This window comes from Mesorhizobium sp. P3_B5, assembly GCF_056402815.1.
This window is the reverse complement of record NZ_JBFUGR010000004.1, coordinates 140,454-153,169: the sequence shown is the minus strand read 5'-3', so window position 1 is coordinate 153,169 and position 12,716 is coordinate 140,454. Positions and strand designations below refer to the sequence as shown.

Annotated in this window: 11 protein-coding genes; 5 read left to right on the top strand and 6 right to left on the bottom strand. The window is 62.2% G+C overall.

What is annotated here, in order from left to right; translation table 11 throughout:
* Positions 1–32: 32 nt before the first annotated feature.
* A complete protein-coding gene (locus AC1DVW_RS12860; protein ID WP_477323511.1) occupies positions 33–830 on the bottom strand; it encodes a glycoside hydrolase family 25 protein in 798 nt (265 codons plus the stop codon).
* A gap of 213 nt (positions 831–1,043) precedes the next feature.
* Between AC1DVW_RS12860 and AC1DVW_RS12855 the strand changes: the two genes are divergently transcribed.
* Positions 1,044–2,423, top strand: coding sequence for a serine hydrolase domain-containing protein (locus AC1DVW_RS12855; RefSeq protein WP_477323509.1), 1,380 nt, complete (start codon positions 1,044–1,046; stop codon positions 2,421–2,423).
* Between the two features lie 404 nt (positions 2,424–2,827).
* On the opposite strand, the gene AC1DVW_RS12850 is transcribed toward AC1DVW_RS12855, so the two are convergent.
* The 4 genes from AC1DVW_RS12850 to AC1DVW_RS12835 form a co-directional block, all read right to left on the bottom strand.
* Complete coding sequence (locus AC1DVW_RS12850; RefSeq protein WP_477323507.1) at positions 2,828–3,511, bottom strand: class I SAM-dependent methyltransferase; 684 nt, start codon at positions 3,509–3,511, stop codon at positions 2,828–2,830.
* Positions 3,508–4,755 carry a BtaA family protein gene (locus AC1DVW_RS12845; RefSeq protein ID WP_477323506.1) on the bottom strand — a complete coding sequence of 416 codons (1,248 nt, stop codon included), beginning with the start codon at positions 4,753–4,755 and terminating at the stop codon, positions 3,508–3,510. Before AC1DVW_RS12845 ends, AC1DVW_RS12850 begins: the two co-directional genes overlap by 4 nt.
* 94 nt (positions 4,756–4,849) lie before the next feature.
* Positions 4,850–5,968, bottom strand: a complete 1,119-nt coding sequence (locus AC1DVW_RS12840; protein ID WP_477323504.1) for a low temperature requirement protein A — start codon at positions 5,966–5,968, stop codon at positions 4,850–4,852.
* A 60-nt stretch (positions 5,969–6,028) separates the two neighbouring features.
* A complete protein-coding gene (locus AC1DVW_RS12835; protein WP_477323503.1) occupies positions 6,029–9,760 on the bottom strand; it encodes a hydantoinase B/oxoprolinase family protein in 3,732 nt (1,243 codons plus the stop codon).
* Positions 9,761–9,938: 178 nt separating this feature from the next.
* On the opposite strand from AC1DVW_RS12835, the gene AC1DVW_RS12830 reads away from it, so the two are divergent.
* The 3 genes from AC1DVW_RS12830 (at position 9,939) to AC1DVW_RS12820 (ending at position 11,806) form a co-directional block, all read left to right on the top strand.
* Positions 9,939–10,142 carry a hypothetical protein gene (locus tag AC1DVW_RS12830; protein WP_477244596.1) on the top strand — a complete coding sequence of 68 codons (204 nt, stop codon included), beginning with the start codon at positions 9,939–9,941 and terminating at the stop codon, positions 10,140–10,142.
* Between the two features lie 180 nt (positions 10,143–10,322).
* Positions 10,323–11,042: a TerB family tellurite resistance protein gene (locus AC1DVW_RS12825; protein ID WP_477244598.1), complete on the top strand. Its 720-nt coding sequence runs from the start codon at positions 10,323–10,325 to the stop codon at positions 11,040–11,042.
* Positions 11,039–11,806, top strand: a complete 768-nt coding sequence (locus AC1DVW_RS12820; RefSeq protein WP_477323501.1) for an N-acetylmuramoyl-L-alanine amidase — start codon at positions 11,039–11,041, stop codon at positions 11,804–11,806. Before AC1DVW_RS12825 ends, AC1DVW_RS12820 begins: the two co-directional genes overlap by 4 nt.
* A 166-nt stretch (positions 11,807–11,972) precedes the next feature.
* Here the strand turns inward: AC1DVW_RS12820 and AC1DVW_RS12815 are convergent, their stop codons facing one another.
* Entirely contained in the window at positions 11,973–12,200 is a 228-nt protein-coding gene (locus tag AC1DVW_RS12815) for a hypothetical protein (protein ID WP_477323817.1), read from the bottom strand.
* On the opposite strand from AC1DVW_RS12815, the gene AC1DVW_RS12810 reads away from it, so the two are divergent.
* Positions 12,100–12,693, top strand: a complete 594-nt coding sequence (locus tag AC1DVW_RS12810) for a lytic transglycosylase domain-containing protein (protein WP_477323793.1) — start codon at positions 12,100–12,102, stop codon at positions 12,691–12,693. The genes AC1DVW_RS12815 and AC1DVW_RS12810 overlap by 101 nt on opposite strands.
* Positions 12,694–12,716: the final 23 nt, after the last annotated feature.

Genomic DNA, 12,716 nt, shown 5'->3' with positions numbered 1-12,716 from the left:
TTTTGAAGGCGGTGCTGCCATTGAACCCGGTGTTATCGGGTGTTCTGCCGCAACCACTTGTTCCAGGCAGCTTCCGTGCCGTTGAAAACGTTGATGTCGCTCTTGCCGGTCATGCCCGGAACGATGCCGGTTCCGGTATATTGCCAGAAGGTGAAGGGATGGCTGCCGTATTTCTGGCGGGGATGGCCGGCGACGGAGCGCAGCCAATAGGGATAGCCGCGGAAGGTCGACAGGTTGTTGTCGTCGAAGAAATCGACCGAAGTGTAGATGATCGGCTTCTTGCCATAGTGCCGTTCGACCATTTCGAGGAAGGTGGTCATCTCTGCGCGCACCGTGGCCGGGTCCGGGCGCAACCGACAGGTCGGCGATTTCGGGTTCCATTCCATGTCGAGAACCGGCGGCATCGCCGAACGGTCAACGGGCACGTTCTCGATGAACCAGCGCGCCTGCGTGGCGGCAGGCGTGCAGAAATAGAAGAAATGATAGGCCGCGCGCGGAATCCCGTTGGCTTTCGTGCGCGCCCAATGCTCGTTGAAATACTCGTCGAAGCGGTCGCCGCCTTCGGTCGCCTTGATGAAGGCGAAGGAAATGCCGCTGGCCTTGGCCGCCGGCCAGTCGACCGAGGTCTGATACTTGGAAACGTCGGTGCCGTGAACGGCATAGTTCCACGGCGCGCCGCTGTCCCATTCATGCGGCTTGGAGTCCTCGAAGCGCGGGGCACGCACCGCAACCGTCGGGCTGCTGGACGAGGGCATGACCGGCACGAGGTCGCCGACGGTCGAGCATGCAGCCAGCAGCGTCAACGTGATGAGGGCCGCGAAACGGCGCATCGCATTTCCCGAGCCGGAATCAGCCGGTCGCTGTTGGGTTGTTGTTGCAGGCGCCCCTCAGGCGATCGCCCCACAGCATCGCCTGATTCTCCAGTGATCGCCGATCATGGTTGATAACAGGTTGATGGCGCTCGACAAGAACGCCGATTTTGCGGAAGCAATGGCGGCAAATCGATGACATAAGGTCCGAACGCGAACCCTAAGGGCGGAAAAATGCGGATCGTTGTGAAGATCGTCAGATGGTTCCTGGGGCTGGTCGTGCTGGCGATCGCGGCGCTGGTTGCCTGGCTCTATATCGCGCCGCCGGAACTAATCCGCGTCGGTTCGGGCTATTCGGCCAAGATCGTCTGCTCGAATGTCTTCATCGCCGGACGCGATGCCAACGATGTTCTGGCCGTCGATGTCCAGGCGCCTGGCCACCCGCTGCTCAGGCTGATGCGGGTATCGGTCGACAAGAACAGGGGAACGGTCTCGGCGGGCCTGTTCGGCGTGCTCGGCAAGGGCATTGCGGTTTCCCGCGATGGTCTCGGCTGTGCGTCGGTTCCCGACGGAAACGTTACCAAAGCGCGGCAGACATCGATCCATGTCGAACCGGCCGCCACAAGGCAGGACGTGTTGTGGCCGGAGGGCGAGCGGGTCGACAGCTCACAGGATCCCGAGCTCGCCAAAATTCTCGACGACCCGGGCGAGACAGGCACCGGCATGCGCGCCGTGTTGGTGGTGAAAAACGGCCATATCGTTGCCGAGCGCTATGGCGACGGTTTTTCGCCAAAGACGCCGCTGCTCGGCTGGTCGATGACCAAGACGGTGAATGCCGCGATCCTTGGCACGCTGGTCAAGGATGGCAAGATGACTGTCACCGACAAAGGGCTGTTCGCGCCCTGGAAAGCCGACGGTCGCGCCGCCATCAGTCTTGCCGACATGATGGCGATGTCGAGCGGGCTGGAGTTCAACGAGGATTATGGCGACGTCGCCGACGTCACGCGCATGCTCTATCTCGAACCTGACATGGCCGGCTTTGCCGCTGCCAAGCCGCTGACCGGCGAAGTCGGCAAGGTGTTTTCCTATTCGAGTGGCACGGCGGTGATGCTGTCGCGGCTGTGGCAGGACGCGATCGGCGACAAGGACAAGGCGCTGGCCTGGCCAAGGACGGCGCTGTTCGAGCCGCTCGGCATGCACAGCGCCGTGCTTGAGACCGACGAGCAGGGCACCTTCGTCGGTTCATCCTACCTCTACGCCACGGCGCATGACTGGGCGCGCTTCGGTCAATTCCTGCTGCAGGGTGGTGTCTGGAACGGCAACCAGGTGCTGCCGGCCGGCTTCGTCGACTGGATGCGGGAGCCGGCACCTGCCTCAAAGGTCTACGGCAAGGGCCAGCTCTGGATCGAGGGCCCGGGCGACGAGGGAAGCCCCGGCGCCGGCATTGCCTCAGGCCTGCCCAAGGATACTTACTGGATGGAGGGCCATGATGGGCAGACGGTCGCCATCATCCCGTCCGAGGAATTGGTGGTGGTGCGGCTGGGGCTGACGCCAGCCAAGCTCGGCTATAGGCCGCAGACGATGGCGGCAGCGCTGGTCAAAGCGCTGCACTAGCACACGATCTAGTCGGTCATGATCCTAGCAGGCGTTCACCTGTCTACAGGACCAACCTCCGCCATCAGTATCGTGGCAGTCTTCATAGCTGCCGTAGCACGTATTTGTCGAATTGCGATACCAGGGATAACCGCCAGGACAGCAGACATCCTGCTGCGCAGTCTGAAGAAATTGGTTTGTCGGCCGGCTTTGTTGTTCGGTATTGCCAGGGTATGAAATATTCAACTTGGTTGGCACATTCAGGCTCGAGTTGCTCATTGCAGACGAGCTCAGAAAAATCATGCAAGCAGCTAACGAAAAGAGTCCCCGCGCACTCATGTTCTCCTCCTTGAGGGAAATAGAGACGCGCCGATATACCACTTTTCATGTGTTGCGTCGAACTGTCCTGGACAGCCGCCAAGGCCTCAACCGGCGCTGCCCTGGTTGCTTGCGCGCCTAATGACAGCGAGCCACGTATAGCCACAATAAAGCCTTTGGAATCGGAGGCTTGCCCCGATTCTCGCAGCTTCCGATTCGAGAACCTCGCGCAACGATTCACGCGGCGCGACATGGAATTTCCTGAGCCAGCCGCGCAGCAGGGTGCGGAACCAGCGCGGCAGGCCTTCCTGCTGGCCGAAGTCGACGACATGCAATGACCCCTCGGGCGCAAGCGCGGCGAGTGCTGCCGCCACCGTCTTCTCCCAGCCGGGTATCATCGACAGCGAATACGACACGAAAATACGGTCGAAACGCTCGATGCCGAACAGAGCCTTCGCACTGAAATCGGTGGCGTCGCCGCGTGCCAGCACAACGTCACCGGACAGGCCATCGCGGGCAATGGCAGCACCGGCTGTCTCCAGCATCTCGGCCGAAATATCGAGGCCGAAGAAGCGGGCGTCGGGGTAGCGGCGGGCGGCGAGGATGATGTTGCGGCCGGTGCCGCAGCCGAGTTCCAGCACCGTGCCACCGGCCGGCACATCCAGCTCTGATATCATCTGGTCGCGGCCGAGCAGATAGTATTTGCGGGTCAGGTCGTAGATATGGCGCTGCCAGCGGTAGACGCCGTCCATCAGCTCGGCATGGCTGGCCGGCAGCTCGGTCGTGCTCATGCGGTCTGCTTCACATAGAGATGGAAGCCGCCATAGATGGCCGAGCGGTCGCGGGCCGAGAACTCACGCGAGGCCTCGTCTTCATAGCGCCACTGATCAAGCAGCGAATTCGAGACGCGGCCGGGCAACAGGCTGGGTTCGGCGGCGGTACGGAAGATGACACGCGCTCCGGTGGACGCGGTGCGGGTGATTTCTGCCCACAGCGCATTGAGCTGGTCGTCGGTCATCCAGTCCTGCGCGTCGAGCAGGACGAAGCGGTCGACGGAACCAGCGTCCTTGCCGGCCAGGAACTCGATCAGATTGGCGTGGTGGATGGCAACGCCATCGATGTTGTTGCGGATCGTCTTGTAGTTGCGCTCTTCGAGGTAGGCGGGCAGGGCGGCTTCCCCGGGGTTCGGATAGCGGCGGGCAAAAGCCTGCCAGGCGAAATAGTTTTTCTCCAGCGGAAAGTCGCAAGCAAGCTTTTCGAGGCGGGCCTTCAACACGCTGGCCATGGTGCCGTCGCCCGAGGTGATCAGTGAATCATATTGCGCCGGCGGAATGCCGAGGCCGAACAGCGAGGCCTTGCGGGACGTCGCCCATTTCAGCAGCGGCTTTTCGAAGACCGGGGCCAGTTCCTCGTTGAAGAAGCGGCGCTGGTCGGCGATGCTTTTGGCTTCCATGATGCCGGCGGGGTCGGCGCCGAAGAATTTGGCCGTGCGGTGGCCCATGGCGATGAACAGGCCGAGCAGGCCAGTCTGGTAGAAATTGCGGTCGAAGACGGCGATGCGGCGACGGCCGCGCCAGCTGCGGTGTTCCCAATAGTGACGACTGACCGGGTCGAGATGCGGGGCGATGAAGCGGTCGTAGGCTTCCGAATTGTGACGGGTGTCAGCGGCGCCGAAGAAACGGAACAGGTCGCATTGCGACGGCAGATGACGCACCGCCTCGAGCTTCATGCGGTTCAACGCGATGTGGGCGGCGTTGAGATCGACGGCATCGATCCGTTCCGGTGACCGCGTGAGATAGGCGAGGATGTTGCAGCCGCCGGAGGCGATGGTGACGACGCGGTGCCCCTTGCCAAGCTGCATGGCGTCCATGTCGACATCGGGATCTTCCCAGATCTGCGGATAGACGAGGCCGGAAAACAGCAAGGCAAAAAGCCGTTCGGAGAGGCCGGCCTTCGACAGCGGGCGGTTCTGGTAGACGGCTTTTCCAACTTCCTTGCCGCGGCGAAAAACCAGTTCTCCGGAAACGTCCGTCATGCCGCTGATTCCCCATTTGCTTTGGCGCAAGCGGGTAGCGCCGGCTGATGACAGGTGCATGACAATGGCAGCGGCAATGCAAATGCGATAGGTGCTATCGCACCTGGAATCGCCGTTCGGCCGCTGCGACACCGATGACGAGCGCGGTGGCAATGGCAAGAAAGACCATTGGCGGCCATGCCGAGCCGATCAGGCCAAGCGCTAGCGCAACCACCGCGGCGACAAGCTTGTTCAGCAGGGGGCGAATGCCGAGCATTGCCCGAAAGAGCATCTCGCCAAACATGAACACCGAGATGCCGGCACTGAGCAGCCACGGAGCATGCGACGAGGCGTCATGGCCTGTGTCGAGCAATTCCCTGATGCCGGCCGAAACCAGAATGATGCCGAACAGCAAGACGAGGTGGCCGCCCCAGTAGCCGAGAAGCGCCATGCGGGTGCGCATGTCGGGCGCGGCATTGACGAAATGGTCTTCCGCGCGCTGGTCTTCGCGGTCGAAATAGCTCCACCACAGTGCCGCGACCAGCGCCAGGGCCAGCGCCAGACCTGAAAGCCCACTGATTTCGGTGAGGTGGGCGTTGCCGCCGGTGCCCACCGCGACGGCCACGATCGACTCGCCAAGCGCGATGATGACGATCAGGCGGTGCCGCTCGGCGAAATGGCCGCCACTGAGAGCAAAACGCTGCTCGTGCGTGGTGATCATGCGGACGATCTGGACGACAAAGATGAGCGTCGTGGCGACAAGCAACGGCCACTTCCAGGGCTTGTCCACCAGGGCAACGCCGATCAGCAGCGCGGATGCGCCGAGGTTGATCGGCATGGTGGCCAGGATGGCGCGCGCCGCGCCATGGCGACCGCGCCAGGCAAAGCCAAACAGATGCAGGATGACGACAAAGAGGTAGGAGAAGCCGAAAACAAGAGCGCCGTCGCCGAAGACATCGGGGATGGCGATTGCCATCACCAGAAACCCTGCCATCGCGGCGATCAGGATCAGGCGCAGCAGCGTACTCTCACCGGCATTGTTGGTCAGCCAGCTGAAGGCCGCGTACATCCACCAAACCGGCACCAGCACCAACAATACCAGAAGAATATCGCCCAGCGAGTGGGCTTCTTCGACAAGCTGCGTGAACTGGGTGATGACGAAAACGAAGACAAGGTCGAAGAACAGTTCGATCGATGCGACATGCGTCGCCTCTTCGTGTTCGCTTTCGCTCATCGACCCGCCTCCTGACCTGCCGCACCATTGCCCCGCCGACAGGCGTCTAGCAAGCACCCGTCATGGCCGACCAAAACCGCCAGGCGTCGGTGTCGTCAGGATGATGGCATCGCCAGCCTCAAGCACCGTTTGGTCACAGGCCTTCAGCATGTCGACCTGACCATTCTTGCGGCGGACCTTGGTCGAGCCAACCTCGCCATCACCGCCGCCGTCCATGCCTTGCGGCGGGCGGTTGCGATGCGAGGACAGGATGGCGCATTCCATCTTTTCGAGGAAGCGGATGGTGCGTTTGGTGCCGTCACCGGCGCTCCATCTACCCTTTCCGCCGGAGCCCTCGCGGATGTGGAAATCCTCAAGCAGGACGGGAAAACGCAGTTCCAGCACTTCCGGATCGGTGAGACGTGAGTTGGTCATATGGGTGTGGACGCCGGAGGTGCCGGCAAAACCACGGCCGGAGTTCATCTGTCCGGCCGGCGAGCCTGAGCAGATCGTCTCGTAATACTGGTACTGCTTGTTGCCGAAGGTGAGGTTGTTCATCGTGCCTTGCGCGTTGGCCATCGCGCCCATGGCGCCGAACAGCGCGTTGGTGACATGCTGTGAAGTCTCGACATTGCCGGCGACGACCGCGGCTGGATAGGCCGGCTTCAGCATGCAACCGTCTGGGATGATGATGTTGATGGGCCGCAAACAGCCGGCATTCATCGGGATCATGTCCTCGACCATGACGCGGAAGACATAGAGCACGGCTGCGCGGGCAACCGGCTCCGGCGCGTTGAAATTGTTCTTCATCACCGGCGATGTGCCGGTGAAGTCGACCGTTGCCTCGCGCTTTTGCCGGTCGACTGACATCTTCACCTTGATGACCTGGCCGGTGTCGGTCGGGTATTCGTATTGCGACGAATCCGGCAACCGCTCCAGCACGCGGCGCACGCTTTCGGCGGCATTGTCCTGGACATGGCCCATATAGGCTTCGACCACGCCGAGACCGAAATGCGCGACCATCTTGCGCAATTCGGCGACGCCTTTTTCATTGGCGGCGATCTGCGCCTTGAGGTCGGCGATGTTCTGGTGCGGATTGCGCGCCGGCCAGCGATGATCGGTGAGCAGCGTGTGCAGTTCCGCCTCGCGGAATTTTCCGCGATCGACGATGCGGAAATTGTCGAACAACACGCCTTCTTCGTCGACCGTGGTGGCCAGCGGCGTCATCGAGCCGGGCGCGGTGCCGCCGATATCGGCATGGTGGCCGCGTGAGGCAACGTAGAAGAGTATCTCCTCCCCCCTTGAGGGGGAGGTGCCGCCGAAGGCGGCGGAGGGAGTCGCTGCGGCAGTGCTAGACGTTCCTGTGGTTCCTTCTGAGAGGACCCCACCCGGCCGCTTCGCGGCCACCCTCCCCTCGAGGGGGAGGGAAAATACAGGCGTCACCGCGGTAATGTCGGGCAGATGCGTGCCGCCATTGTAGGGTGCGTTGAGGGCAAAGACGTCGCCGGGGTGGATGTCGCCCGAGTTCAACCGGATGATGGTCTCGACCGAGCGGTCCATCGAGCCGAGATGCACCGGCATATGCGGCGCATTGGCAACCAGCGCACCGGTCCGGTCAAAGACGGCGCAGGAGAAATCCAGCCGTTCCTTGATGTTCACCGAATAGGCGGTGTTCTGCAGCGTCACGCCCATCTGCTCGGCGATCGACATGAAGAGGTTGTTGAAGACTTCCAGCATTACCGGATCGGCCTTGGTGCCGAGTGCCGCCTGGCGCTGCTTCTCTTCGATGCGGCGCAGGAGCACATGGTTCTTGGCGGTGATCTCGGCCTGCCAGCCGGGCTCGACGACGATGGTCTGGTTTGGCTCGATGATCAGGGCAGGGCCGGCGATCTTGTTGCCCGGCTTGAGCGCTTCACGGAGGAAGATGCCGGCATCGTGCCAGATGCCATCGGCAAAGATTTTCCGACTCTTGGAAGGACTTGCGACGATGTCCTCAAGAACTGAATCGCTTTCGTCGCGGCCGGTGCCGCCGGTGTCGGTGCCTTCGACGCCGACGGTCTCGATGATCATCGGCTTGTCGTCATAGATGAAGCCGAACTGCGCCTTGTGGGCGGTTTCGAAATCGCGCCTGGCCTGGAAAATCGAGGCTTCCTCGAAATTCACCGGCAGTGTCGTGTCGGTGCCGTCATAGCGGATGTGCAGCACCGGTTTCGCGGCAACCGCATCCTCGGCGATGCCTTGCGCCGCGAGCTCGGCGATGACCGCTTTCCTCAAGGTGGCAATGAGGCTGCCGATTTCGGTTCTGGACTCTTCGGCAAGGGGCTTCAGTAGCGCCTGCTGGCGCGAGGCAAACACCGATGACAGGCCGATGCCATAGGCCGAAAGCAGGCCGGAGAAGGGGTGGATCAACACGGCTTCCATGCCGAGCGCATCGGCAACCAGGCAAGCATGCTGGCCGCCCGCGCCACCAAAACAGTTCAGCAGATATTCGGTTACGTCATAGCCGCGCTGCACGGAAATCTTCTTGATGGCGTTGGCCATGTTCTCGACGGCGATGGTGATGAAGCCCTCGGCGACGGCCTCGGGTGTTCGGCCATCGCCGATCTCGGTGGCAAGCGCCGTGAACTTTGCACGCACCGTCTCGACGTCGAGAGCTTCGTTCTGTCCGGGTCCGAAAATGGCCGGGAAGAAATCCGGCTGCAGCTTGCCGAGCATGACATTGGCGTCGGTGACAGCCAGCGGGCCGCCGCGTCGGTAGGCGGCGGGGCCGGGATTGGCGCCGGCCGAGTCCGGGCCGGCGCGGAAACGCCCGGCCTCGTAGTGCAGGATCGAACCGCCGCCGGCGGCGACGGTGTGAATGCGCATCATCGGCGCGCGGATGCGCACGCCGGCGACCTCGGTGTCGAAGGCGCGTTCATAGTCGCCGTCGTAATGCGCGACGTCGGTCGAGGTGCCGCCCATGTCGAAGCCGATGACTTTTTCGAAGCCGGCGCGTTTTGCCGTCTCGACCATGCCGACGACGCCGCCGGCCGGTCCGGACAGCAACGCGTCCTTGCCCTGGAACATATCGGCGGCGGTGAGACCGCCTGACGACATCATGAACATCAGGTGAGGGGACGGACCGATTTCCCCCGCCACCCTTTGCACATAACGCGACAGGATCGGCGACAGATAGGCGTCGACCACGGTGGTGTCGCCGCGGCCGACCAGTTTGATCAATGGCGAGACCTCGTGGCTGACCGAGATCTGGCCGAACCCAAGTTTTCGGCAGACCCTTGCCACCGCCTTTTCGTGGTCGGGATATTTCCATGCATGCATGAAGACGATGGCCACCGCATCGATGCCGTCGGCCTTGGCCTGCTCGATCGCCGGTCGACAGGCGGCGATGTCGAGCAACTGTTCGACGCAGCCGTCGGCGCGCACCCGCTCGTTGATCTCGATGACGCGCTCATAGAGCTGCTCGGGGAGGATGATCTCCTTGGCGAAGATGTCGGGCCGCGCCTGATAGGCGATCTTCAGCGCATCGCGAAATCCCTTGGTGATGAGCAGCAGCACGCGGTCGCCCTTGCGCTCCAGCAGCGCATTAGTGGCCACCGTGGTGCCCATCTTGACGTCGCCGATCAGGCCCGGGGGGATGGGAGCGCCGGATTTCAGCCCGAGCAGGTCACGAATGCCCTGGATGGCGGCGTCGGCATAGGCTTCGGGATTTTCCGACAGAAGTTTTTTGGGATGCAGGCCGCCTTGCGGATCGCGGCCAATGACATCGGTGAAGGTGCCGCCGCGGTCGATCCAGAAATCCCATTGTGCGCTCATACGGTAGCCCCCGGCATTTTCATCGATGCCATCTGTTAGTTCGCAATGGCTTGGGCGGCAACGGTCAAGCGCTGGATGTTACATGCGGACACGCAACGTTACGAAACTCATGGCGTACTGGCGCATTTTCCCTACGACCGCTCACGGCAATGTGAGCGTGTACTGAAGGAGAGATGTTATGAAAAAGCTCATTCTCGCGTCGATTTCCGCCCTTGCGCTGCTCGGCGTAGCCGCATGCAGCGATAGCGGCACGGACAACACCACCACCCAGAGCACCAACCCGCCGGCCGCCGACCAGCCGCTGCAGCCAGCTGCTCCGGATGCAACGAAGCCTGCTGAACCGGCTCCGGCAACACCGGCTCCTGCTGCCCCTGCGCAGTAGTAGCGTGACGAGTTGAGTTCTGACGAGTAGGGAGGCCGGCTTTATGCCGGCCTTTCCTTGTGATGCCTGGCGGCGCAGCGCGGCTGCTGCCGAGTTGGTGACCTCTTCGTGAACCGGTTGGCGGCGCCTGCGGCACTGTCTTCGCTTGATAGCGGTGGCCGGCGGCCCTAATAAGCCTTCATGTCGATTTGGGATCGTCTCGGCGAGTTCATCACCCGCGTTTCCTCTTCAGCCACTTCGGGCGTCGCCGAAGTGGTCGAAGCCGTGCGCACGGTTTTCTCCGGCGATGCGGATCTGCGCCGGCGCGTTGCCTTCTCGGTGGCGATGATTGCGCTGTCGGCCAAGATGGCCAAGGCCGATGGCATCGTCACCCAGGACGAGGTGCGCGCCTTCCAGGAAATATTCGAGGTGCCGAGAGAGCAGACGCGCAACGTGGCGCGGCTCTACGATCTGGCCAAGCGCGATGTCGCCGGGTTCGAGACCTATGCCGAGCGCATGGCGCAGCTGTGTGGCTCGGGCCATGCGAACTGCATGATGCTGGAGGACATACTCGACGGGTTGTTCCACATCGCCAAGGCCGACGGCCTGATCCACGAGCACGAAGGCCTGTTCCTGCACCGGATCGCGGAGATTTTCAAAATCGACGAGGCGCATTACGAAAGCATCCTGGCGCGGCACGTCAATCTTGGCGCCGCCGATCCCTATGTGGTGCTCGGCATCGAGCGGGGAAAGACGTTCGAGGAAGTCAGGAAGCGCTATCGCAAGCTGGTTTCCGACAATCATCCGGACCGGTTGATCGCGCGCGGCCTGCCGCAGGAGTTCATCAAGATCGCCACGACCAGGCTGGCGGCGATCAACACGGCCTATGAGATGATCGAGCGGGGCCTCAGGCACGCATGAGCGGCTTCCTGCCCGACGAGCCGAGCGCCGAGGTAAGGGTATCGCCGAATTTCGGCCCGCGGCGCGAGACGCTCAGGCCCGACATGATCGTGCTGCACTACACCGGCATGGCGACAGGCGCTGGCGCCGAAGCATGGCTGTGCGATCCGGCCAGCGAGGTCTCCTCGCACTATCTCGTCCACGAGGATGGCCGCATCGTGCAGATGGTGCGCGAGAGCGATCGTGCCTGGCATGCCGGCAAGGGTTCGTGGTTCGGACGCGCCGACATCAACTCCTGTTCGGTCGGCATCGAGATCGTCAATCCAGGGCATACGCTTGGCTATCCCGGTTTTCCCCGGAGGCAAGTCAAAGCGGTGATCGGCCTGTGCAAGGGGATCATCCGGCGCCATGCCATCCCGGCCCAACGGGTACTGGCCCATTCCGACGTGGCGCCGGGCCGCAAGATCGATCCGGGCGAGAAATTCCCGTGGCAGGTCCTCTTCGCCGCTGGTGTCGGCCATATGGTCACGGCGGCGCCGATCAGGCGCGGGGCCGTGCTGACGGCCGGCGATGCGGGCGCCGAGGTCGAAGCGTTGCAATCGATGCTGGCGCTCTACGGCTATGGCGTGGAGATAACAGGCGCTTTCGACCGGCAGACCGAAATCGTCGTCGAGGCTTTTCAACGCCATTTCCGACCGCGCTTGGTCGATGGTGTGGCCGACGGCTCGACAATCCGCACGCTGGAAAGGCTGCTGGCTTCCGCAAGGACAATTTTGTCCACATAGTCTGTTCCAGACCGTTAAATTACAACCTGTCACTCAAAGTGACTTGCCCCGCCTTGTTTGGCGCCAATTCGACCGTCAAAGGCAGCTTGTGCAAGTTATTGGACATCTATCCCCCCGGATGTTTCGATATTGATTAGGCGTTGCTGCGTGAAGATCTTCGCGCGGTTCAGACAGAACAGGACCACATGCAGAAATTGACCGTTTTAACGGCAGCTGTTGCTGCCGGCGTAATGACTTTTGCCATCGGTGCTGCCAATGGCGCGCCATTGAGCCAGAGGGCAGACCAGGGTTTCATTGTAGCATCCGGCAAAACCGTCACGCCGAAAGCGGGCCATGGTGAAAAGGTGAAGAGAACCGCTACAGCAAAAGTGGAAAAGGCCGCCGTAAAAACCAAGAAGTCAGGCTCCAGGCGGCATATGAAGCGCAACAGGAAGGCCGTCGATATGACGACAACGGCGTCGATCGGGCCGCAGAACGCAGCGATGTCGATGTCGATTTCGCAGATGGCCGGCGGTGGGCAATACTCGGCGATCGTCGCCCGGTATGCCGCCAGCTATGGTGTGCCGGTGTCGCTCGCCAAGGCGGTCATCACCGTCGAAAGCAATTATCGCCCGAATCTGGTCGGCAGCGCCGGCGAGATCGGCCTGATGCAGATCAAGCCGGCAACGGCGCGGATGATGGGGTACAACGGCTCGGTCAAGGGCCTGTTCGATCCGGACACCAACATCAAATACGGCATGAAGTACCTCGCCATGGCGCAGGATCTTGGTGGCGGCACGACCTGCGGCACCATCCTGAAATACAATGCCGGCCATGCCGCCAAGCGGATGAACCCGGTGTCGGCCGCCTATTGCGGCAAGGTCAAGGTGCAGATGGCCGCGCTCTGATTGCCCGGCAAACGAGAGCCGGC